Genomic DNA, 22,475 nt, shown 5'->3' with positions numbered 1-22,475 from the left:
ACTCATCCTTCTCTCACTTCTAATCCAATTAAGTATTCTTTTTCGGAATCTCCTTACATATAACAATTGTTTTCCTGTGTTCTCTCACTACAAATTGAAAATTTTATTAATAGATTTACTGCATCTTCTCATACAAGAAAGGGGTATACTCATGAGCAAACTTAACAAAGAAATGACTTTACTCCCCCCTCCTGAACTCGTCCAATATGTAGGTGGCGACTTCAAAAAAGTTGGAAAAGAGTTCCTAAAGCATTTTATTCAAATTGGCGCTTTAAAATCAAATGAAAAAGTATTAGATGTAGGCTGCGGCGTCGGCCGAATGGCTGTACCATTATTGAATTACTTAAATGATGATGGAGCGTATTATGGATTTGATTTGTTTAAAGATGGAATTATTTGGTGTCAAAATAACATTTCAACTATGCGTAATAATTTTCACTTTGAACATGTTGACATATACAATCAATTCTATAATCCAGAAGGAACAGAAGATGCCTCTCAATATCGTTTTCCCTATGAAGATGGGACATTCGATTTTATCTTTTTAACTTCTGTATTTACACATCTTCTCCCAAAAGAATTAGAACATTACGTATCTGAAATTGTACGTGTATTAAAAAAAGACGGGAGATGTTTCATTACATTCTTTCTAATAAATCCTGAATCGTCCTATTATTTAAATGCAGGACAAAGTACATTAGGTTTTTATCATCGAATTGAAAATTGCTACGTTGTAAATAAAGATATTCCCAATTTCGCAGTTGCTTATCCGGAGACAGATATTTGCAATCTATTGAATAAGCACGGCCTAGAAATAATCAATAAGCCACATTATGGTTTATGGTGCGGTAGACCTGAATATACAAGTTACCAAGATATTGTTCTTACAAAAAAAAGCTTCTGAAAGGAAGTTATGTATGACGAGTGAAAAAAATCTACCTCTCGTTTCCATCCTTATTCCTACTTATAATCGGCCCCATTATTTCAAAATCGCTCTAGAAAGTGTATTGGCACAAACTTATTCAAATATTGAAATCATCATCGGAGATGATAGTACAAATGATGAAACAGAAACTCTAATACATGAACAATACTTACCAAATTATAAAAACATCACATATATTCGAAATATCCCTACTCTAGGACAATTTCACAATGACCTTATGCTCATAGAAAAATCAAATGGTGAGTATATAAATTTTTTAATGGACGATGACGTGTTTTATAAGCATAAAATACAAAAAATGATGACCTATTTTGAGCAAGATTCCAATAAAAATCTTGCTCTTGTTACTTCTTATCGAGTACGTATTGATGATCATGGAAATCTAATCGGTGATGCCCATCCAACACAAAGGTTATATAGTGAAGACACCCCATTAAACGGGATATTTTTAGGTAATTGGATGTTAAAGGGCGGGCACAACATTATCGGTGAGCCTACAACTACTTTGTTTCGAAAAGAATTGCTCACTGAGCCTTTTGGTACCCTTAAAGAGCGACAATATTCTTGTAGTGTTGATATGGCCTCATGGATTTCTTTACTTTCTAAAGGAAATGCAATATACATTTCTGAGCCTTTAAGTCAATTTCGCTACCATGCAGGACAACAAATACACAATAAGCTCCTTCAAGGTTGTGAAGATTTCACACACCTTGTTATAACAGCAAAAGAATATGGCTTTTTACAAAATACTACGGACTATAGAGCAGCTCTACTTAGTGCTTACCAATGGTGTAAAAGTTCCTTAAAATACTATCTTCATCAACTAGATATTTTTCCTGACGCACATGTACGTCTTTCCCATTGTTTGGATATAATTATTAAAGAGTTAAACAATTAAACTACTCTGCAAAATCAAAAGTGTATGGACTATATGTGAATCATTCGTATAGTTCATACATTCTTTCTCATACTATAAAATCCATTACTATAAAGAGCAGTAGAAAGGAATACCTACATTGAAAGATCCAAATTCTCAATATCAAATAGACTACGTATTACTATTTATTTTATTTGCCATTGGGATTGTTAGTTGTTGTGCTATTGCAAGTGCGCAAGCCTCTTTACCGCCATTTTTACAAAACGTCAACTTTGTACTAAAGCAAATCCAATGGTACTTCATTGGATTTATAGCCATTGGTGTTATTATGATTATCGATTTCGATCGTTATCAAAAAATTGCTTGGTATTTGTATAGCTTTGCAATGGTACTACTTATTGGACTAGAACTTCAAGTACCAGGTGCCGTTACAATTAAAGGCGCTACCGCTTGGTACAGGCTCCCAGGCATCGGAAATTTTCAGCCTTCTGAAATTATGAAATTGTTTTTAATTATCGTCATTGGAAGAATTATAGCAAATCATAATGAGAAATATTTTTCCCGAACAATGCGTGACGATTTTTTATTACTTGGAAAAATATTTGCAACAAGTTTGCCACCACTACTACTTATCGCAAAGGAACCAGATTTAGGAAACACAATGGTCATTTCAGCGATGCTTGCAGCAATGATACTAGTTTCTGGCATACGATGGCGTTTTATTTTCGGATTAGTTTCAGGTACTTTCGTTGCTGGATCTACATTAATATATATTTTTTTTACTCACACAGATTTCTTTAAAGCACACATTTTAAAAGAATATCAACTAAATCGCTTCTACGGATGGTTAGCACCTTACAAATATGATGCACAAGGCTATCAATTAAGACAAGCATTCTTAGCGACTGGATCCGGAGAAATGCAAGGAAAAGGGTGGGAAAATGGACAAGTATATTTTCCAGAACCACATACAGATTTTATTTTCACTAATGTCGCTGAACAATTTGGATTTCTAGGCGCAAGTGTCATTATTTCACTTTTTTTCTTACTCATTTTTCGAATGATTCATATCGCTTTAGAAAGTAATGACCCTTTCGGTAGTTACATTTGCGCTGGTACAATCGGAATGTTTACTTTCCAAGTATTCCAAAATATCGGGATGACAATCGGATTACTTCCCATTACAGGGATAACATTACCTCTTATGAGCTACGGAGGAAGTTCACTACTTACATACATGATTGCGATTGGATTCATTTTAAATGTTCGCTCAAGAACGAAAATCTTTATGTTTAAATGAACAACAAAAAAACGCTATATTTTTATCTCTATCCTTTTTTAGATATACTAATGAAAAATACGATGGAGGTTTAGATATGAAATATGACATTATAGGAGATATTCATGGATGCTTCCAAGAGTTTCAAAATTTAACAGAGAAGCTAGGATATAACTGGAGTAGCGGTCTACCGATTCACCCTGACCAACGTAAACTTGCATTCGTTGGCGATATTACAGACCGTGGTCCTCATTCATTACGTATGATCGAAATTGTATGGGAACTTGTCATACATAAAAAAGAAGCTTATTACGCTCCTGGAAATCACTGTAATAAACTATATCGATTTTTCCTTGGACGTAATGTAACAGTCGCTCACGGACTTGAAACAACTGTTGCTGAATATGAAGCACTTCCTTCTCATAAGCAAAACATTATAAAAGAAAAGTTTACCACTCTTTATGAACAATCACCGCTCTACCACATACTAGATGAAAAAAGAGTAATCGTATGTCACGCTGGGATTCGGCAAGATTACATAGGAAGACGAGATAAAAAAGTACAAACCTTTGTATTATATGGCGATATTACAGGAGAAAAGCATGCCGATGGCTCACCTGTCCGTCGTGATTGGGCGCAAGAATACAAGGGGCAAGCTTGGATTGTATATGGACATACACCAGTAGCAGAACCTCGATTCGTCAATCAGACAGTCAATATTGATACTGGTGCTGTATTTGGTGGCAAATTAACCGGATTACGTTATCCTGAAATGGAGACTATCTCTGTCCCTTCTTCGTTACCTTTTGTCGCTGAGAAATTCCGTCCAATTTCATAACTACCTTACTTAGCATTATTTAGGCAGATCTCATATAAAACTAGGTAAAGTAATTAAAAAAAGATGCAATAAAGTGCATCTTTTTTTAATTACCCTACATATAATGTCGCAGGAGGTGACAGAATGAAGAAAAAATCTTCTAAACAAAAAAGAAAATTCCCCCCTTTATATCTGCCCATGTACGGAATTAACAACTGGTGTAGTATTCGGGCTGCAGCGATAGAGGAACTGGAAGAACAAGAGTCATCAAAAAAAAGCAAAGTAAAACCAACATATGTCTCTTTAGAAAATGCTGTGATGAGTCGCATAATCGATCGTAAAAAAATAAAGATGCAACAAAAAAATAAACAGCTCTCAAATCAAGATGAACAGGTACTACATTCTAACCAAACAGAAGAAAAAGCGGAAGAAACTATTTCTGTAGCAATAAATAAAAAAGTGGAACCAGAAATTCCAGCTGCTATTATAAACAAAGTAAAAAAAATAAAAGAAGCATTAGCTTCATCAAATGATATACAAACTGAAAAACCACTCATAATTGAAACACCTACACTTGAAAATACAAAAGTGAAAAGGGGCGGCCGATATGCATATGCGGAGGGGCTTCACTCTCATGCGGAGGGCATGGCAGCACATGCGGAAGGCTTATTAACACATGCAAAAGGTTCTTTCTCTCATGCCGAAGGATCAAACTCAAAAGCAACTGGACATAGTTCGCATAGTGAGGGAAGTGAAACGACAGCAAGCGGTGCTTATTCTCATGCGGAGGGTAAACAGACGATTGCTTTAGGCGAAGCAGCACACGCAGAAGGAACCGCAACTATCGCTAACGGATCCTCTTCTCATGCGGAAGGTCATCATACATCAACAGCTCATTTTGCAGGTAGCCATATTATGGGGCGCTTCGGCACTGCAGAAGAAGCTTATTCTTGGTTTATTGCAAATGGTGTAAACGACACCGACCATAATATCGGTGCTAAATGGCTTGCCCATAATGGAGAAATGTACATTGAGGGCGCGTCTTACAATGCAAGCGGAACGGATTTTGCACAAATGTTTGAAACAGAAGATCATAACCTTATTGATGTCGGTTATTTCGTTACATTTAGTAGCGAAGAAAAAATTCGGATAGCTACTTCACACGATTCATTCATCTTAGGAATATCTAGTGCAACCCCTGCTCTTATAGGAAATAGCGGGGCTTTAAGTTGGCAAAAACGCTATAAAACAGATAACTTTGGAAAACGCCAATATGTATGGACGGAAACAGAAGAAATACAACCTCTTTTAAATACAGAATGGGATCCAGCTTGCAAATATGTAGCAAGAAAAGATCGCACCGAGTGGCTTCCTGTCGGATTAATTGGACAAATGTTAGTACGTGATGACGGCACTTGCGAAACGCATGGATATTGTCATCCAAATGACAATGGCATTGCTACAAAAGCCGAAAGTGGATTTTTCGTTATAAAGCGTACGGGTGAAAACCAAATTTTAATATTATTCCGCTAAGAAAAAAGGGAACAAAATTCTTTATAATATAAGAATTTTGTTCCCTTTTTAAGCATTCCTAAGTAGCTCTTGCATATCGCTTGGGATCTTTATAGTGAAAGACATTTCTTTCTCTAAAATAGGATGATAAAACATCAAAGATTTACTATGAAGTGCTTGCCGTTTCATTTCATCCCTTCTTCCTCCATATAAGTTATCACCAAGTAATGGATGTCCTATATGAGCCATATGCACACGAATTTGATGCGTTCTTCCTGTCTCAAGCTCCAGCGCTACATGTGTCTTATCATATGTACTATCAATTACTTTAAAATGAGTAACTGCCCTTTGTCCATCCTCACAAACCGTTCGCTCAATAATGCTATCAGATTTCCGACCAATTGGTGCATCAATCATTCCTTCTCGTTCTACCATCTCACCGTGAACAATTGCTTCATACGTTCGTTTCACAGCTTTTTGTTGATGCTGCTTAGATAAAAGATGATGCACAAAACGATTTTTTGCAATAAGCATAAGCCCTGAAGTATCACGATCTAACCGTGTTACAATGTGCACTGTACTTGCAAGATGCTGCTTATCATAATGAGATAAAATCGCATTGGCAACACTCCCTGTCGGATGTTCTCTAGACGGAATTGTTGACATGTTCGCCTCTTTATCAATGATAAGAACCGCATCATCTTCATATACAATGCATAAAGAGATATCTTCTGCCATCATCCCTTCACTTCTTTCCTCCACTGGAAAAAAGACACGTAATTCTTCACCAGCGCGCAACTGATGACGAACACTCGCATGTTGACCATTTACTTCAATTGCCCCGCCGTGAAACTTTATATCCGTTAAAGCGGCTTTAGAAATACCTTTCGTTTTCAAAAATTCCCTAACTAAAGTTCCCTCTTCAGCCAGCCCTATATCCCATTTCAATGTAAATCTGTTCAAATATATAACCCTTTCTATTTATCTGCAACAAACGAGTCACGAACTCGTTTCCAGAACGGGAACGGGCGGAAACGAACAAATCGTACTTTCTCGTTTGCGACACGATACTGGATTGATTTCACATCTTGATGGACCATTGTTAAATGATCCACTGTAATTTGTAAGTTCATTCCTGCAGCCGGCTTTAACACACATGTATGATGCTTCGGCAATACGAGTGGCGATCCTACAGTACGAAACACACGATTGTTAATGGACGCCATTTCTGCAATTTGAATCGCTTCAATAGATGGGTGAATAATTGCTCCGCCAAGCGCTTTATTATACGCAGTACTTCCTGAAGGAGTAGAAATACAAAGGCCGTCCCCGCGGAATGTTTCAAAATATTCTCCGCGTATTTCTACTTCTGTTACTAATGTACCTTCTGCACTTTTTACAGTCGCCTCATTCATCGCTAAATACTGTGACTCTTTACTTCCATTCACATAGCGAATAATAACTTCTAAAAGCGGATATTCCACCACTTGGAATGGTGTTTTTGCAATCGCAATTACTAATTTCTCTACTTCTGTCGGTAACCAATCTGCATAGAAACCTAAATGTCCTGTATGTACACCAACAAATGCTGTTTCATCCAATCGATTATAATAACGATGAAACGCATACAAAAGCGTTCCATCTCCCCCAACAGAAATTACAATATCGGGTTCCTTTTCATCCATTATAAATCCAAAATCTAGCAAGTACTCTTTCATCGTGCTTGCCAGTGTATCTGATGATTGATCTCCCTTTGACATAATTGTAAATTTCATCGCCCAACACCCTTTAGTTTATGATTCGGAATCTTTCGTTTCTTGCTTTCTTGAAAAAGCTTTTTGCGCTTCTTGAATTTCAAGACGAATAGAAGACATTTCTTCATCTAATAAAAACGCCGCTTCAGCTGCACGTTGCAAGCGTATTTTAATATCTTCAGGAAAACGTCCACTATATTTATAATTTAAAGAATGCTCAATTGTTGCCCAAAAGTTCATTGCTAGCGTGCGTATTTGGATTTCTACCAATACTTTTTGTTCACCCTGAATCGTTTGAACAGGATAACTAATGACAACATGATAAGAACGATAACCGCTATCTTTCTTTTGCGTGACATAATCACGTTCTTCCACGATTTCAAAGTCATTTCGTTTTCGAAGATATTCTACAACAGGCTTAATCTCATCAACAAATTGACACATCATTCTAAGCCCAGCAATATCCTGCATATCTTCTCTCAATCGGTCTAGCGGTACATTTCTCTTCTCCGCTTTATCAATAATACTTGCAACCGACTTTACCCTTCCTGTTACAAACTCAATTGGAGAATGCTCTGTTAACATTGCAAATTGAGTACGCATTCCTTTTAGTTTCACTTTCAGCTCTGCCACCGCTTGGTGGTAAGGTGCTAAAAATTCTTCCCAATTTCGATTCATTTCAACCACCACCAAAATCAATCCATTTGCTTATAGAAATACTTTTTCTACAGCAGTTACTAATTCTTCTCCGTAATTTGCATTACCTTCAATATTTTCAACTAAATATTCTACTTCTTCTTTTAATCCTTCTAATTCCATTTCAATGTCATTCACGCTAACGAACATAACCACATCGTTATTCATCGCTTCATGCATTGCTTCCCAGCATGTGTGCGGAATACTTACATAAATGAAAGATGATTCATTTTCTAAGATATATAAAAATGATAAATTGTCTGAGTCTACAAGTACGTGATTACGTGCACTTAACTCCTTTACCTCTATTTCACTATTTTCCGCACAAAAAATAAGAGCATTCTCTCTCTTTTCTACGCTCTTAACTTGGATTTTATTTTGCATGCTCTAACTCCTCCATCTCAACTTCCTGTCTTACTTAACAGTATTATTGTATCATAACATGGACGCAAACAAATAAAACATTGAACCAAATTTATGAAAAAGCGATAATGTGTAAAGAATTATTTTTCAAAAGGAGATTATACAATGACACAAGAAATTGAAATTGAATTCAAAAATATCGTTACAAAAGAAGAATTCGATACATTATGTAAATCGTTTTCTATTGAAGCATTTACGAAACAAGTGAATCACTACTTTGAAACACCTGACTTCTCGTTAAAAGAAGCTGGCTCTGCACTTCGTATTCGTCATAAAGGAGAAACTTATACGTTAACGTTGAAACAACCTGCAGAAATCGGTTTATTAGAAACGCATCAAGTCGTAACAGAAGACGAAGCAAAAATGATGATGGAAACAAACACAATCATTCAAGGAGCAGTAGTAGATCAATTACACAAATTACAAATTCCTGTTTCTGCTTTAACATATATGGGTAGTTTAACAACAGAAAGAGCAGAAACATTATTTAAAGGCGGAACGCTTGTCTTTGATCATAGTTTCTATTACAATCACGATGATTATGAAATTGAATTTGAAGTACAAGATGAAGAAACAGGAAAAGCTGCATTTATTCATTTATTAACGCAACATAACATACCTGTTCGCCATACAAATAACAAAGTAAAACGCTTTTTCCTTGCCAAACAAAACAAAGCACGCTAAAGTGAAAATTCCACTAGTGAATATGTTTCACTAGTGGATACATCTCACTAAAAAAGTTTACACCCGTAGAATAAGCAAAGAATCTTTGAGAAGGCTGTTTATTTGCCCTCTCGAACATTCCATTGCTACAATAGATATACATTTCATGGAAAAAGGAGTTTATAAAGGATGAGCAAGCAACCGATGACACCATTTGAAGCAATTGGCGGTGAACAATGCATTGCAATATTAGTAGATACATTTTATTCCTATGTCAGTAAACACCCTGACTTATCTCCCATCTTCCCGGAAGATTTAACAGAAACCGCTAGGAAGCAGAAGCAATTTTTAACACAATATTTAGGTGGTCCTAATTTGTACACTGAAGAACATGGTCATCCTATGTTAAGAGCACGCCATCTTCCGTTTGAGATTACTCCAAAACGAGCAGAGGCTTGGCTATCATGCATGGAGCAAGCAATGGATGATACTGGAGTGCATGGTCATATAAGAGAGTTTGTCTTTGAACGTTTAGCATTAACCGCTCAGCATATGGTTAATACTCCAAACGAAACAGGTGAAGTGTAATGGATAAGCAGGAAGCAAAGCATATAAATATGCCATCTCCTTCCGCATGTGAGCATAAGTCTGTAGAAGCATATTTATTTATTGATCCACTTTGTAAAGATTGCTGGGAAATTGAGCCTTTTATTATTAAACTATGGCTTGAATACGGGAAATACTTCTCTATTCGTCATATCGTAACAGGAAAAGTGGATGGAACGAACGCTTCCTCACACAAATGGAATAAACCTGCTAATATTCGATTTGTGTGGGAAAAGACAACAAGTTTACAAGGTTTTTCATGTGATGGAAAGGTACATATGCAAGAAGCATCGTCAACACCATATTTAGTTTCGATGGCAATTAAGGCAGCGGAGTTGCAAGGCCGAAAAGCAGGTTCGAAGTTTTTGCGAAAACTCCAAGAATACATTTTCCTTGAAAATGTATCAAACCCTGACTGCGAACTATTACTTGCATGTGCGAAAGATAGCAATATTGATGTAGAAGAATTTAAAAAAGATCTACATTCTGCTAGTGCAAAAAAAGCTTTCCAATGTGACTTGAAATTCACGAATGAAATGCATATTACAGAAATACCCTCCCTCGTCTTTTTTCATGCGAACTCAGATGAAGAAGGTATTAAAATCGCTGGAAATTATTCCTACGATGTATACGTACAATTATTGAAAGAACTTGTAAAATGTGAAATTGAGCCAGAACCATTACCACCTTTAGAAGTGCTACTAGAAGCAACACAATTTATATCTTCAAAAGAAGTAGCATTTATTTATGACTGCTCGCAACAAGAAATTGAGCGCGAACTTAAAAAATTACAACTGAAACGAAAAGTACAAATGATAGAAGTAAAATGCGAACGTTATTGGAAATGGATAGCAAAAGAAGAAGACCTGGTGTAAACACCAGGTCTTCTTCTTTACGGCTTATAAAAATATTAAAGGGGATGGGAGAAATTTTCACGTTCAAACAAAGGGGTATATGTTTGTATGTGAATTCGTTCACGCTTATTATATTACAAGATTCGACGTCAGATGACAACCCCTTTTGTCGAATTTCACACTTTTGTCACATTCTAAACGTTTTCATTTTTGAATAAGCTATAAAAAAGGTCATTTAGGGGGTTTATTTATGAAAAAATCTTATATTGCTCTTCTCTTTCTAGCTGTCATCGTTTCTTTTTTCTTGTACATCCTCTCTCTACTACAAGCTTTTCCTAAAATTATTGCCTTACCTCTTTTATTCGGAATCATTGTTATCACTCTCTCTTATTTCAATCATAAAAAACGATTCAAAGGGTTTTAATTTCAAAAATCAGCCGTAAAACTATCCTTTCAGTTAGAAAAAACAAAGAAATTCACCTTGTTTTTTCGACATATATCGACATTTAATCTATTCAAAAAAAGACGAGGATACAATCCCTCGTCTTTTTTCATTACTTTTCTTCAAATAATAATGCTTCTAATTCATTTAATTTCTCTTCAAATACTTGTAGTGCCTCTTTTACTGGTTCAGGAGATGCCATATCTACTCCTGCTTTTTTCAGCACTTCAATTGGATAATCAGAGCTTCCTGCTTTTAAGAACTCGTTAATATAACGTTCTACTGCTGGTTGTCCTTCTTCTAAAATCTGTTTAGATAGAGCTGTCGCTGCACTAAATCCTGTTGCGTATTGATATACGTAATAGTTGTAGTAGAAGTGTGGAATACGAGACCATTCTAAACCAATCTCTTCGTCGATTACTAAAGCGTCACCGAAATATTTCTTATTTAAATCATAGTAGATTTCCGTTAGCATATCTGGCGTAACAGCATGTCCTTCTTGTACTTTCTTATGAATAATATGTTCAAACTCTGCAAACATCGTTTGACGGAATACAGTACCACGGAACCCTTCTAAATAATGATTTAATAAATATAGACGCTCTTTCTTATCTTCTGTCGTTTTTAATAAATAATCATTTAGAAGCGCTTCATTACAAGTAGATGCCACTTCTGCTACAAAGATGGAATAATCACCATATACGTGCGGTTGTGTTTTTCTTGTATAGTAACTATGCACCGAATGACCAAACTCATGAGCAAGTGTAAATAAGTTATTTACATTATCATGCCAGTTCATTAAAATATACGGATTTGTTCCATATGCACCAGATGAGTATGCCCCGCTTCGTTTTCCTTTATTCTCATACACATCTACCCAGCGATTTTCATATGCCTCTTTCAAAATATCAACATATTCATCACCAAGTACGTTTAAAGATTTTAATAAAAGGTCTTGTGCTTCTTCGTATTTCACATTCATTTTCACTTCTGGTACAAGTGGTGTATATAAATCATACATATGAAGCTCATCAAGTCCTAATGCACGCTTACGAATATCGATGTAACGGTGTAATAAATGTAAGTTGTCATTTACCGTTTCAACGAGTTGATCGTATACTGCTTCCGGAATATTATTATTGCTCAGTGCAGCTTGGCGAGCAGAATCATATTTACGAACACGCGCATTGAAATTATTACGTTTTACTGCTCCACTTAACGTACTTGCGAATGTATTTTTAAATTTTCCATACGTTTCATATACAGCTTTAAATGCATCTTCGCGAACACGAGGATCATCACTTTCTAAAAACTGAATGTAACGACCATGTGTAATTTCTATTTCTTCTCCGTCTTCACCTTTAATAGATGGGAATTTTAAATCCGCGTTATTCAACATACCGAATGTATTGCTTGACGAACTCATTACTTCAGATGCTTCCGCTAATAAAGCTTCCTCAGCTTCTGATAATACGTGCGGGCGTTGACGTGTAATTTCTTCTAATGCATGTTCATATACACTTAAATCTCTATTTTCCTTCAAGAATGTTTGCAGTGTATCTGCTGAAATCGATAAAATTTCAGGCACAATATACGCTGTGCTACTAGATACTTGTGAATATAAATTTGTTGCGCGATCATTTAATGCTTGATATACAGAGTTTGTTGTATCTTGATCGTAACGCATATGAGCATATGTATATAGCTTACCTAATCGCATTGAAATTTCATCTTCATATTGCAATGCCTCAAGTAAATTGTCCGCAGAGTCACCAAGTTTCCCTTTAAATTCAGTTAACTTCGGTAATAGCTCTTTAATAGCCTGGAATTCTTTTTCCCATTCTGCATCCGTTTGGAAAATATCTTCTAATCGCCACGTACTTGCTTCTTCAATCTCGTTGCGATCTGGTAATGCTTTCGCTTTGTTTTGTTCAGACATTCTTTAAGCCCTCCTTTAAATATCTCTACTTAAGTACAATTCGTTTTTTCTTATGTAATTCCTTCACAATCATTCTTTATTATATCCCCTTTTCCTCCTCTCATGTTAAAATTTGCCTCAAATAAAGATAGCGCATGTATTAAGCAAATCTCATCATGTTTCATAATTTCCTCCTCTGTTTTTAACATCACTACACCCCTTATTTTTCGGTACGTATAAGTTCCCACTTTATGCAATACACCTATATAGCATAAAAATGTCATATATTCATTAACTGCCACTTTCCATGTTTGCTGTGAAAAGTACGGAAGTATCCGCCTTTTCGTATACCTTTTTACATAACTACACACGTATTGAAGAGAAATACACTCTCCTACTGCAAGCTCCCCTATACACTTCATATATAGAAAAGCTTGCCATATAAATGGGTTTGTTTGAAAAGCAAATCCAGAAGGAAGTGGAACACCAATTTCAGAAGGAAAGCTCGCTGGGGTACATTTAAATTGATATAAGAGGCGTAATAATGACTTATAATTATAATTCCAAATCGGCAGGGCATTTTGGCGAAAGTATTTCTTTCTCTTCTTCCACTCTTCCCTTAGTATCTCTTTCTCGAAAGGAACCGGAGAAAAAAGCATTTCAAAAGTAGTTTTATCGGTTGGTAAATATACAGTATGCGCGAAAAAGATGTTTGTAGAAAATGGAGTGACAAATGCACATTTCATAAATGATTTTTCTTTCGAACAGAAGAAAATAAGAAATGGTTGAGGATAAGATTGTAAGGAGAAAGCCATAAGTGAGGAGAATTTCATCCAATATGCAGATTGCTTTTTCAATTGATTTCCACCAGCGATCCAAATGACCTGTATACCAGCTTGCCAATACGAATATGTTCTTTTATACAGCTGCTCTATAGCGAGGTTTGCGCATTGGTATTCAATTGCAATTTTTCTGCCCGCCCTCTCTACAAAAACATCTGGTCGTTGCTTAATTTCTGGAAGGTAGTACTCTATATCCACCTGAAAGTTTTGACGTTTGAACCATCTATATAACAATTCTTTACCGTGCATATGATACGTTGATTCCGCTTCATAAAAGGCAAGACATGAATCCAATTTTTTATGAGCAAAATGCCAACTTTTTTGTTTCCCTAATTTCATTTGCACTTCCTTTCCACAAGCTACACAAAAGAATTGTTCCTGTTGGCGCATACGGCGCAAAAGCTCTTCATTACAATTATAGAGTAAATGAATTTTTTCTCCGTTTTCTCTTTTAGCGATAAATATCGGAATCACACCCTTTCAGCTCCTTATATTCTACAATTTATTACAAATTCCTTTTAAAAAAGAGATGTCCCAATTTCGGACATCTCTTTTTATAATAATGGCGATAATAACCGGTACGTTGATTCAACAATTCGTCTATGCAGACGCCTTTTATGAAAACGATCGACGTGAATTTCACTGGATTCTTCTAAATCGTCTTTAAAGTCTTGAACAAGTCTTTTAATGCTATCTGTATCATATAAAAAGGCATTTACTTCAAAATTCAAATGAAAACTTCTCATATCCATATTAGCTGTCCCAATTGAAGCTAAATCAGAATCAACGATGACAATTTTACTATGAAGAAAACCTTTTTCGTATTCATATATCTTTACTCCTGCGTCTAAAAGCTCTGGGAAGTACGATCTCGACGCGTAAAAGACAGTACGCTTATCAGGTTTACTCGGCATTAATAAACGAACATCAATACCAGCAAGTGCAGCAACCTTTAATGCGGATAAAATATCATCATCCGGAATAAAATACGGCGTTGCAATCCAAATAGATTTCCGAGCAGAAGCGATCATTGCGAAATATAAATGCTTAATCGTTTCCCACTTATTATCGGGGCCACCTGCAACTAGCTGTACTCCTCCCCAATGATCACCCTCAACTGCTTTTGCTTGTAAATATTCCGGAGCTAGCACAGCCTCTCCAGTCATATAAAACCAATCTTGAAGGAAAATAAGCTGTAAACTTTGAACCGCTTCACCACGTAAATACAAATGCGTGTCTCGCCAAAAGCCAAAATATTTACTTTTTCCTAAATACTCATCACCGATATTTAATCCGCCTACAAACCCTTCGTTCCCATCAATCACAACAATTTTCCTATGATTTCGATAATTAATCTTATCGTTTAAAATCGGAAAGCGCACAGGAAAGAACGGAATCATTTCTACACCTGCATCGTTTAATTCTTCAATATACGATTTCGATAACTTAAAACTTCCAACCGCATCATATAAAAAGCGAACAACAACGCCCTCGTTTGATTTTTGTATTAAAATATCTTTAATTTCTGTTCCTAATTTATCATCACGCACAATGTAATATTCCATATGAATGTGATGTTTCGCTCGTTTTAACCCATTTAAAATGGCCTGAAACGTTTCATCTCCATTTGTTAATGTCCTCGTTTCAGTTTGAAATGAAATATTTAAAGCACCTAATCGATCCGCTAAACGAAATAACAGTTCTTGATGCTTATGATTGCGTAAAATTCGTTCTTCGTAATCTTCATGCCCTTTATATTGTAAAAACGCCTGTTCATCAAGTAACGCCTTCTTTTGAAACATTCTTTTTCTCCGAAAATTTTGTCCAAATAATAAATAAGCAAAGAAGCCAAATACCGGAAAAATCCCTAACACAATTAACCATGTAAGTGTTTTAGATGGATGGCGATTTTCTAAGAAAATAACGCAACCAATTAAAAACGCAGATACTGTAAATAAAATACTAATAATACCTAAAATCGAAACATCTTTTATCCCAATCACATCTGAATAAAATGCTACATCAATAAACATACGTAACGAAACAAATAATGCGAACAATAGCAGGATAAAGAAAATCAGCTTTAACGTATTTTTCATCTCTTACCTCCTAACTAAGAAAGCTTTCCTATTCTTCATATAAAAAGCCGATTTCATACTACAGAAATCGGCCTACGTTTTAGCAGGAAAATTATTGCGAATCGTTTCAAGCGCATGCTCTTTCACAATTTGTTTTCCATACTCACTTACACGATGAATTGTTAAAGTTGATTCTTCCCCATATTCTAAAACAATACTTAAAATACGATCGATTTCTTCTTCATCATGTAGCACTTCATCGAATTCCACATATACATAATAGCGGTCCTCAAATGAATACAGCTCATCTTTTATATCTTCAAAGATAAGACGATGACTTAATGAAATGACATCTTCAAAATCATTAAATTTAATTAAAAAGCCAAACGTACCATCTTCATTAAAGTTTGTTCCTGTTTGTTCTTCTACCTCTTCGACTAACTCTTGTTGGAATAATGATTCAATGCCTTCATCTAGAGGAATATCTATAATTTTGTCTACCCCTATCGGTAGTTCCAGCTTTTGCCCATCCTTTGAAAGCTCTGCTTTCGTGACAAGTACTTCAATCCCTTTATCGACTGCTTGCACTTGGATCCATAACGGCCCATCAATAAAGAAATCGTCATGATCACGAGCTTCGTCCATCATCTCCCAAAAGAGCTCTTCACTTCGTTCGCGATCATACCAAATTTCTTCACGATTAAATCCTCTATCCTCTATATCAATGTACGTAATAAAAAATTTCATCGTATGATCATTAATTCTTTCAATATCCAAAATACAACTCTCCCTTCCTGCTTAGAATTGTTATGAAGGGATTCCCCACTCATATGACAAATCAATAGATTCTTGTACTCTCATTTTATGATAAGATTCTCCAGAATGGAAATAAAATCGATTTATTTTACAAAAATAGTTATATGCCTATCTTTACTCGATCAACTACATAAATATATTATTATAGCGATTTCTTACTTACAAAAAATTTGGACATACATTTCCACATTCCCCCGTACACTGTAATAAGGTGAAACTTCTATTAGAAGAGATTATTTAACAACAACTTTCTTCATCACATACATACAGTTCGCTTATTAAAACATCATAAATGGAGGCAGACGAATGGACTTAGAGTTTTTAACATCCGTACTAATGATTGTCGGTATCGATGTCGTATTAGGTGGTGACAATGCAATCGTCATCGCACTAGCTAGCCGAAATTTACCTGAATCGAAACGAAATAAAGCTATTTTGATCGGTACTCTTTTAGCAATCGTACTAAGAATTGTCCTTACTATACTAGCTGTCTATTTACTCGACATTCCATTTCTACAATTGATTGGCGGGGTTTTACTTACATTAATTGCAGTCAATTTATTAACTGATGATAGCAACGACCTTTCTGCCATTCAAGGAAAAACAACTTTATTTCAAGCTGTGCGGACAATTGTTTTCGCGGATCTCGTTATGGGGTTTGATAATGTTATTGCCATTGCAGGTGCAGCTCACGGGAGATTTTTACTCGTCATAATCGGCTTACTCATTTCTATCCCTATTATTATTTGGGGCAGTAAGCTTATTTTAATACTTATGGAACGATTTCCATTCCTCATTTATTGCGGTGCAGCAATTCTTGCCTATACTGCAGGGAAAATGGTTACACATGAAGACAGACTTGCAACCTTTTTTCATAACAACCCAAGTTTCACTGCAAGCATTCCTTATTTGTTCATTTTCACTATTTTATGCATCGGCTTTATCGTAAAACAAGTTCGATTACGCAATGTGAAACATTAAAAAAAACCTTCTACTATATAATAGGTAGAAGGTTTTCATATTATTATAATTAATTTACAAGACGTTGTGCTTCACGTAATTGGAACGTTCTTACTGTACGTGGTAAGAAACGGCGAATTTCGTCTTCGTTGTAACCAACTTGAAGGCGTTTCTCGTCAATCATAATTGGACGACGTAAAATCCCCGGATAGTCACGAATCATCTTATATAAATCTTGAAGTGGTAAGGATTCTAAGTTTACATTCAATTCTTGGAAAACTTTCGAACGAGTAGAAATAATCTCATCCGTTCCGCTTTCTGTCATACGTAAAATCTCTTTAATTTCCTCAATCGTTAATGGATCTGAGAAAATATTACGTTCTGTATAGGGAATATGATTTTCCTCTAGCCATAATTTCGCCTTTCTACAAGACGTACAGCTTGGAGAACTATATAATGTTACCATACAAAGCTCACTCTCCTTAAAGAGTACAAATTCTGTACTAAATACAGTTTTAATTTCTAACTTCAGCAATTTTTCGCGATAACTTGTCTTATTGAAAAGTACAAAAATCGCATTTCATGTAAGCAACAACTTATAATAAACAACAATTACTTTTAATAAGTAACTTCTATAATCATTATACAATAGATTTTGCAAGAAATATACAGTAAATTTCCTGCTAGTTGAGAAAACTCTTCCGTGTATTCCACTGCTATGTAACATGATTACGCTCAATTTAGCTGTACTTGAACAATAACTTTCAACCCTTTTAATACTCACTTCCTCTAGATTTTTCATATAATATATAGTTATTTATCTATAATCTTCCCTATGAAAAAGAGAACGTTTTCTTACTTTTTCCTGATAAATCAATTAAGAAATGTAAGACTATACAAATGAGAACAGAAAGGAACGTTTGTTCTTATTTTAACAAACATTCTCCCTCCTGTCTACACGATTTCTAAAGTAAATTAAATATTTTTCTGACATTTCTTTCTTTTTTATTTTTTATCTCATACAATAAACATACAGACAGGCAAAGGGGGAGTTTGCAAATGATTGCTTTTTTTATTGATTTTATTACGGTTGCTGCCCTCATCATCGGAATAACAGCATTGATTGGTGTCATTACAAATAGCATCGGTGAAAAGCTCTTTGGTGGAAAAGAAAAAATGAAGTTTGTTAACAAAAGTTTGGATGTACAATCCGGCTGGAATCAAGTTGGTGGAAAAGGCATTTATAAGAAACGCACGTATTAAAAAAAAGCAGGTGGTTAGCCTGCTTTTTTTTATTTTCCTACGGATGCCCACTTAAAGCTTAAATCTCCGCCATATTTATGGTTGTACATATCTTTAATTGTTTCTCTTTGTAAGTATGCTCTACCACGTTGATATACTGGAACGATTGCAGCGTCATCAAGTAACATTTTTTCTGCTTCTAATAAGTTCTTCCAACGAGCATTTACATCGCTTCCATCTTTTTTCGCCTTCATAATGATTTCATCGTATTTCGGATTAGAGTACTTCATCTTATTTTGTGACCCATCTGTTACAAACATATCAAGATATGTAATTGGATCTGGGAAGTCCGCACTCCATCCAGAGAATGACATGACAAAATCGCCCGCATCTTCTAATTTTAGTTTTTGTGCGAATGGTTGTTGTTTAATTTTTACTGTTAAACCCGGTAAATTCTTTTCTAATTCACCTTTTAAATATTCACCAGTTTTCTTTGATAACTCTACATCTTCATTTAATAATTCTAATTCGATTTCATTTTTACCAAGTTCTTTTTTACCAGCTTCCCAATATTTCTTCGCTTCTTTCACGTTTGGTTTTACAATATCCCCGTTTACAGCACGGAAATCTTTTTTATCTGGTCCTTTAATGAAGTTATCAGGAATTAATCCTGTCGCTGGTTTAGAACCGTTGTTTAATAATGTATCCACGAATGGCTTACGGTCAAAAGCAAGTGAAATTGCTTTACGAATATTTTTATTTGCTAAAGCTGGATCTTTTTGATTTAAACGTAGGAAGAATACAGATGTATCTTCTACTGTTTGGAAATCTGGTTTTCCTTTATATTTATCGATAAACTCCGCTAATAACGACGCTCGATCAATTGCATTTGTTTCATATAAGTTAATTGGCGTAGATGTATCTTTTACAATATTAAAGTTTACTTCTTCAATCTTCACTTCTTTATTGTCCCAATATGATGGGTTCTTTGTCATTTTAAAGCTACGTTCATGCTGCCAATCGCTTAATGTAAATGGTCCGTTATAAAGTGTAGTATTTGCTTCTAAACCAAACTTTGCACCTTGCTCTTTAACAAACTTCTCATTCACAGGATAGAAGATTGGATATACCATTAAATCCACAAGATATGGAATGGAATTGTCTAATTCAACTTCTAATGTGTAATCATCAATTGCTTTTACACCTAGTTGATCAGGACTCATCTCTTTTTTATTAATTTTCTCTGCATTTTTTATATCGTACATAATATAAGCTGATTTCGCAGCTGTATCTGGATTAATCGCTCTTTGCCATGCGTATACAAAATCTTTCGCTGTCACAGGCTCACCGTTTGACCATTTCGCGTCTTCACGTAACTTAAACGTATACTTTTTACCGTCTTCTGACTTTTTAAATTCCTTCGCTACACCTGGAACTAGCTTATCATCTTTTCCTAAACTGTATAAGCCTTCCATCGTATTGTTCATTACTCTTGAGGAAACTGCATCTGCTGATAATGCTGTGTCCATCGTTGGAATTTCTTGTGTTTCAATTAAGTTAATAACTTGCTTCGCACCGCTTTTCCCGCTATCCCCTTTTGCGTTCGCTTGCGGTTCATCTTTTTGATAGCTACATGCCCCTAACATCATGCTCATCGCTACTGTTGATGCTACAAAAACTGGTATCTTTTTTTTCATACTTCCACCCTCCCAAAAAATGTTAGCCCTTTCATTTTCAAACAGAAAGAAATATATATATGTTCTAATAATTCATATTATACACACAAATATATTTTTTGTATATTTATATTTCTATTTCATTAAAATTTTCTGTTAAAAAATATATCTTTGTAAACGTTTTATATTGCTGATTCTCTTTACTAAAGTGCAAAAAATAATTATTTTTATATTTTTCTAAATTATCAGAGAAAAATAAATTTTATATTCCATAATACTTTATGTATAATTATCCCACCCTTTTTAACATAAAATAGCAGTCCCTTCATATTAAAAATATGTAGGCTAAAATGAGTGCAAAGGATAAGAAAGTATGTTACGATACATTTTGCTAAAAATAGATATCGGTAAAGAGGGGACGGACATGACAGCAATTCAGACAAAAAATGGGCCGACAGAGAAATTAAGTTTATTCTTATTAACATGGCCTATTTTTCTAGAAGTTTTTCTTTTTATGTTGATGGGGATCGCTGATACTTTCATGTTAAGTGCATTATCAGACGATGCTGTATCTGGGGTTGGTGCAGCGAATCAATATCTCCATATTGCGATTTTGGTATTAGAAGTCATCGGGAACGGCGCTGCTATCGTTGTATCTCAATACCTCGGTTCCAGACGCTTTATGGAAGCATCTAAAATATCAGCATTAGCCGTCACATTAAATTTAATAGTTGGGCTCGTTATAAGCGCTGGTTTTCTTTTATTTTCGAAACATATGATGCTCGCAATGAACTTACAAGGCGATGTACTAACGTATGCGCAAAACTACTTATCTATCGTCGGAGGAGCTATCTTCCTGCAAGCTATCATTAACTCATTAGCCGCAATTATCCGTGTACACGGTTTTACAAAGCAAGCGATGTTTATTTCACTCGGAATGAATATTATTCATATCGCTGGAAACTACGTACTCATTTTCGGGAAATTTGGTTTCCCTGAGCTCGGTGTACAAGGGGCTGCAATTTCTTCCGCTATCAGTCGATTGATCGCACTTATTGTTTTCTTCTGGTTACTATACCGCGTTATGGAATATCGCGTGAAATTACAATATTACTTCACTTTATCCAAAGAATACATTGGGAAAATTTTAAAAATCGGTATTCCATCTGCATTTGAACAAGTGATGTATCAAGCTTGTCAAATCGTCTTCCTTTATTACGCAACGTACTTAGGAACGGAATCATTAGCTGCTAGACAATACGCTACTAACATTTCCATGTTCACTTATTTATTTGCAATTGCGATTGGTATGGGAACAGCCATTATTATTGGCCGCCTTGTTGGTGGTGGCGAAAAGGATGAAGCATACGAACGCTTGTGGAAAAGTGTAAAATGGGCGATTGGTGTAACTCTATGTATGGTCGCTCTCGTTATTACATTCCGTACACAATTAATGGGACTGTTTACAGATAATCCGCACATTATCGGGTTAGGCGCAAGTGTTCTTTTACTAAGTGTACTACTTGAAACGGGACGTACGATGAATATCGTCATCATTAATTCGCTTCGTGCAGCTGGTGATGCAAAATATCCTGTTTTAATCGGTGCATTCTCTATGGTGTTAATGAGTTTACCACTAGGTTACTTTTTCGCCTTTCATTTAGATATGGGGCTCGTTGGTATTTGGCTAGCGATCGCCATCGACGAATGGACGCGTGCCATTATTATGTTCTTCCGCTGGAAAAGCAGGGCGTGGGAACGTTACGCACTTGTGAAACCAGAAGAGCAAGACGAGATTGGTTCTGTTCAGGCACAGTAGTACTTATTTGATCATGATGTAGTTATTAATAAATGCAATTTATATCGACTTACCGACAACTCATTTATATAGTATAGAAAAAAGCCATCCTTCCTTAATGAAGTGCACCCCAATTGTTAGACACAGTCTAACAATTGGAGGTGCATTTTTTATAGCTAAATTTTCTTCAAAAGAAAAAATCCAAGCGGTGAAACGATATTTAGATGGTACAGAAAGTGGAAAAATAATTGCTAAATCTATAGGAGTTAACCCTAG

At 35.5% G+C, this 22,475-nt stretch carries 23 protein-coding genes; 12 read left to right on the top strand and 11 right to left on the bottom strand.

Annotation, left to right across the window (positions count from 1 at the left end; genetic code table 11):
• Positions 1–151 precede the first annotated feature (151 nt).
• The 5 genes from ACTJJY_RS00115 to ACTJJY_RS00095 all read left to right on the top strand — a co-directional run bounded on the left by ACTJJY_RS00115 (position 152) and on the right by ACTJJY_RS00095 (position 5,452).
• A complete protein-coding gene (locus ACTJJY_RS00115; RefSeq protein ID WP_440604731.1) occupies positions 152–904 on the top strand; it encodes a class I SAM-dependent methyltransferase in 753 nt (250 codons plus the stop codon).
• 13 nt (positions 905–917) lie between these two features.
• Positions 918–1,844 carry a glycosyltransferase family 2 protein gene (locus ACTJJY_RS00110; protein ID WP_440604730.1) on the top strand — a complete coding sequence of 309 codons (927 nt, stop codon included), beginning with the start codon at positions 918–920 and terminating at the stop codon, positions 1,842–1,844.
• Positions 1,845–1,962: 118 nt separating this feature from the next.
• Positions 1,963–3,123 (top strand): FtsW/RodA/SpoVE family cell cycle protein, encoded by a 1,161-nt coding sequence (locus ACTJJY_RS00105; protein ID WP_000654703.1) that lies wholly within the window; start codon positions 1,963–1,965, stop codon positions 3,121–3,123.
• Positions 3,124–3,199: 76 nt separating this feature from the next.
• Positions 3,200–3,940 (top strand): bis(5'-nucleosyl)-tetraphosphatase PrpE, encoded by a 741-nt coding sequence (gene prpE, locus ACTJJY_RS00100; protein WP_440604729.1) that lies wholly within the window; start codon positions 3,200–3,202, stop codon positions 3,938–3,940.
• A 123-nt stretch (positions 3,941–4,063) separates the two neighbouring features.
• Positions 4,064–5,452 carry a peptidase G2 autoproteolytic cleavage domain-containing protein gene (locus tag ACTJJY_RS00095; protein WP_440604728.1) on the top strand — a complete coding sequence of 463 codons (1,389 nt, stop codon included), beginning with the start codon at positions 4,064–4,066 and terminating at the stop codon, positions 5,450–5,452.
• 48 nt (positions 5,453–5,500) lie between these two features.
• Here ACTJJY_RS00095 and ACTJJY_RS00090 read toward each other — a convergent pair whose 3' ends face one another.
• Genes ACTJJY_RS00090 through ACTJJY_RS00075 form a run of 4 tightly spaced genes read right to left on the bottom strand, consistent with a single transcriptional unit; the run spans position 5,501 to position 8,265 of the window.
• Complete coding sequence (locus tag ACTJJY_RS00090; protein ID WP_440604727.1) at positions 5,501–6,394, bottom strand: RluA family pseudouridine synthase; 894 nt, start codon at positions 6,392–6,394, stop codon at positions 5,501–5,503.
• Positions 6,395–6,408: 14 nt separating this feature from the next.
• Entirely contained in the window at positions 6,409–7,206 is a 798-nt protein-coding gene (locus ACTJJY_RS00085; RefSeq protein ID WP_000673190.1) for an NAD kinase, read from the bottom strand.
• 18 nt (positions 7,207–7,224) lie between these two features.
• Positions 7,225–7,863 carry a GTP pyrophosphokinase gene (locus ACTJJY_RS00080; RefSeq protein ID WP_001081482.1) on the bottom strand — a complete coding sequence of 213 codons (639 nt, stop codon included), beginning with the start codon at positions 7,861–7,863 and terminating at the stop codon, positions 7,225–7,227.
• Between the two features lie 30 nt (positions 7,864–7,893).
• On the bottom strand, positions 7,894–8,265 hold the full coding sequence (locus ACTJJY_RS00075) for a hypothetical protein (RefSeq protein ID WP_001180005.1): 372 nt from the start codon (positions 8,263–8,265) through the stop codon (positions 7,894–7,896).
• 144 nt (positions 8,266–8,409) lie between these two features.
• Between ACTJJY_RS00075 and ACTJJY_RS00070 the strand changes: the two genes are divergently transcribed.
• From ACTJJY_RS00070 to ACTJJY_RS00055, 4 genes are all read left to right on the top strand, one after another.
• Positions 8,410–8,988: a CYTH domain-containing protein gene (locus ACTJJY_RS00070; protein ID WP_000191122.1), complete on the top strand. Its 579-nt coding sequence runs from the start codon at positions 8,410–8,412 to the stop codon at positions 8,986–8,988.
• Positions 8,989–9,156: 168 nt separating this feature from the next.
• On the top strand, positions 9,157–9,555 hold the full coding sequence (locus ACTJJY_RS00065) for a globin domain-containing protein (protein WP_000043386.1): 399 nt from the start codon (positions 9,157–9,159) through the stop codon (positions 9,553–9,555).
• Positions 9,555–10,448: a ClpXP adapter SpxH family protein gene (locus ACTJJY_RS00060; RefSeq protein WP_440604726.1), complete on the top strand. Its 894-nt coding sequence runs from the start codon at positions 9,555–9,557 to the stop codon at positions 10,446–10,448. The genes ACTJJY_RS00065 and ACTJJY_RS00060 overlap by 1 nt, the downstream gene beginning before the upstream one ends.
• 229 nt (positions 10,449–10,677) lie before the next feature.
• On the top strand, positions 10,678–10,851 hold the full coding sequence (locus tag ACTJJY_RS00055) for a hypothetical protein (RefSeq protein ID WP_000750354.1): 174 nt from the start codon (positions 10,678–10,680) through the stop codon (positions 10,849–10,851).
• Positions 10,852–10,981: 130 nt separating this feature from the next.
• Here the strand turns inward: ACTJJY_RS00055 and pepF are convergent, their stop codons facing one another.
• The 4 genes from pepF to mecA form a co-directional block, all read right to left on the bottom strand.
• Positions 10,982–12,808, bottom strand: coding sequence for an oligoendopeptidase F (pepF, locus tag ACTJJY_RS00050; RefSeq protein WP_053565016.1), 1,827 nt, complete (start codon positions 12,806–12,808; stop codon positions 10,982–10,984).
• Between the two features lie 50 nt (positions 12,809–12,858).
• Complete coding sequence (locus ACTJJY_RS00045) at positions 12,859–14,103, bottom strand: competence protein CoiA (RefSeq protein WP_440604725.1); 1,245 nt, start codon at positions 14,101–14,103, stop codon at positions 12,859–12,861.
• A gap of 80 nt (positions 14,104–14,183) precedes the next feature.
• Positions 14,184–15,728 carry a cardiolipin synthase gene (locus ACTJJY_RS00040; protein WP_440604724.1) on the bottom strand — a complete coding sequence of 515 codons (1,545 nt, stop codon included), beginning with the start codon at positions 15,726–15,728 and terminating at the stop codon, positions 14,184–14,186.
• A 72-nt stretch (positions 15,729–15,800) separates the two neighbouring features.
• Positions 15,801–16,484, bottom strand: a complete 684-nt coding sequence (gene mecA, locus ACTJJY_RS00035) for an adaptor protein MecA (protein ID WP_000350715.1) — start codon at positions 16,482–16,484, stop codon at positions 15,801–15,803.
• Positions 16,485–16,829: 345 nt separating this feature from the next.
• Between mecA and ACTJJY_RS00030 the strand changes: the two genes are divergently transcribed.
• Complete coding sequence (locus tag ACTJJY_RS00030; protein ID WP_000362612.1) at positions 16,830–17,504, top strand: TerC family protein; 675 nt, start codon at positions 16,830–16,832, stop codon at positions 17,502–17,504.
• Between the two features lie 49 nt (positions 17,505–17,553).
• On the opposite strand, the gene spx is transcribed toward ACTJJY_RS00030, so the two are convergent.
• Positions 17,554–17,949, bottom strand: coding sequence for a transcriptional regulator Spx (gene spx / locus ACTJJY_RS00025; protein ID WP_000258267.1), 396 nt, complete (start codon positions 17,947–17,949; stop codon positions 17,554–17,556).
• Positions 17,950–18,542: 593 nt separating this feature from the next.
• Here spx and ACTJJY_RS00020 point away from each other — a divergent pair.
• On the top strand, positions 18,543–18,746 hold the full coding sequence (locus ACTJJY_RS00020) for a hypothetical protein (protein WP_000559971.1): 204 nt from the start codon (positions 18,543–18,545) through the stop codon (positions 18,744–18,746).
• Positions 18,747–18,775: 29 nt separating this feature from the next.
• Here ACTJJY_RS00020 and ACTJJY_RS00015 read toward each other — a convergent pair whose 3' ends face one another.
• Positions 18,776–20,422, bottom strand: a complete 1,647-nt coding sequence (locus ACTJJY_RS00015) for a peptide ABC transporter substrate-binding protein (RefSeq protein WP_377821785.1) — start codon at positions 20,420–20,422, stop codon at positions 18,776–18,778.
• 352 nt (positions 20,423–20,774) lie between these two features.
• Here ACTJJY_RS00015 and ACTJJY_RS00010 point away from each other — a divergent pair, with 352 nt between their 5' ends.
• Positions 20,775–22,220 (top strand): MATE family efflux transporter, encoded by a 1,446-nt coding sequence (locus ACTJJY_RS00010; RefSeq protein WP_440604723.1) that lies wholly within the window; start codon positions 20,775–20,777, stop codon positions 22,218–22,220.
• Between the two features lie 60 nt (positions 22,221–22,280).
• On the opposite strand, the gene ACTJJY_RS00005 is transcribed toward ACTJJY_RS00010, so the two are convergent.
• The coding region (locus ACTJJY_RS00005; RefSeq protein ID WP_440604993.1) for a hypothetical protein at positions 22,281–22,475 on the bottom strand (195 nt) is incomplete at its 5' end.

This window comes from Bacillus sp. 22475 (assembly GCF_052044835.1).
Lineage (GTDB): Bacteria > Bacillota > Bacilli > Bacillales > Bacillaceae_G > Bacillus_A > Bacillus_A cereus.
The sequence above is the reverse complement of the archived record's forward strand: the minus strand, read 5'-3'. Positions and strand labels throughout refer to the sequence as shown.

Excerpts from the sequence above, each read along its gene's own strand:
- ACTJJY_RS00115 (WP_440604731.1), top strand. The coding sequence starts at position 152 with ATGAGCAAACTTAACAAAGAAATGACTTTACTCCCCCCTCCTGAACTC.
- ACTJJY_RS00110 (WP_440604730.1), top strand. The coding sequence starts at position 918 with ATGACGAGTGAAAAAAATCTACCTCTCGTTTCCATCCTTATTCCTACT.
- prpE (WP_440604729.1), top strand. The coding sequence starts at position 3,200 with ATGAAATATGACATTATAGGAGATATTCATGGATGCTTCCAAGAGTTT.
- ACTJJY_RS00095 (WP_440604728.1), top strand. The coding sequence starts at position 4,064 with ATGAAGAAAAAATCTTCTAAACAAAAAAGAAAATTCCCCCCTTTATAT.
- ACTJJY_RS00085 (WP_000673190.1), bottom strand. The coding sequence starts at position 7,206 with ATGAAATTTACAATTATGTCAAAGGGAGATCAATCATCAGATACACTG.
- ACTJJY_RS00080 (WP_001081482.1), bottom strand. The coding sequence starts at position 7,863 with ATGAATCGAAATTGGGAAGAATTTTTAGCACCTTACCACCAAGCGGTG.
- ACTJJY_RS00075 (WP_001180005.1), bottom strand. The coding sequence starts at position 8,265 with ATGCAAAATAAAATCCAAGTTAAGAGCGTAGAAAAGAGAGAGAATGCT.
- ACTJJY_RS00070 (WP_000191122.1), top strand. The coding sequence starts at position 8,410 with ATGACACAAGAAATTGAAATTGAATTCAAAAATATCGTTACAAAAGAA.
- ACTJJY_RS00065 (WP_000043386.1), top strand. The coding sequence starts at position 9,157 with ATGAGCAAGCAACCGATGACACCATTTGAAGCAATTGGCGGTGAACAA.
- ACTJJY_RS00060 (WP_440604726.1), top strand. The coding sequence starts at position 9,555 with ATGGATAAGCAGGAAGCAAAGCATATAAATATGCCATCTCCTTCCGCA.
- ACTJJY_RS00055 (WP_000750354.1), top strand. The coding sequence starts at position 10,678 with ATGAAAAAATCTTATATTGCTCTTCTCTTTCTAGCTGTCATCGTTTCT.
- pepF (WP_053565016.1), bottom strand. The coding sequence starts at position 12,808 with ATGTCTGAACAAAACAAAGCGAAAGCATTACCAGATCGCAACGAGATT.
- ACTJJY_RS00040 (WP_440604724.1), bottom strand. The coding sequence starts at position 15,728 with ATGAAAAATACGTTAAAGCTGATTTTCTTTATCCTGCTATTGTTCGCA.
- ACTJJY_RS00030 (WP_000362612.1), top strand. The coding sequence starts at position 16,830 with ATGGACTTAGAGTTTTTAACATCCGTACTAATGATTGTCGGTATCGAT.
- spx (WP_000258267.1), bottom strand. The coding sequence starts at position 17,949 with ATGGTAACATTATATAGTTCTCCAAGCTGTACGTCTTGTAGAAAGGCG.
- ACTJJY_RS00020 (WP_000559971.1), top strand. The coding sequence starts at position 18,543 with ATGATTGCTTTTTTTATTGATTTTATTACGGTTGCTGCCCTCATCATC.
- ACTJJY_RS00015 (WP_377821785.1), bottom strand. The coding sequence starts at position 20,422 with ATGAAAAAAAAGATACCAGTTTTTGTAGCATCAACAGTAGCGATGAGC.
- ACTJJY_RS00010 (WP_440604723.1), top strand. The coding sequence starts at position 20,775 with ATGTTACGATACATTTTGCTAAAAATAGATATCGGTAAAGAGGGGACG.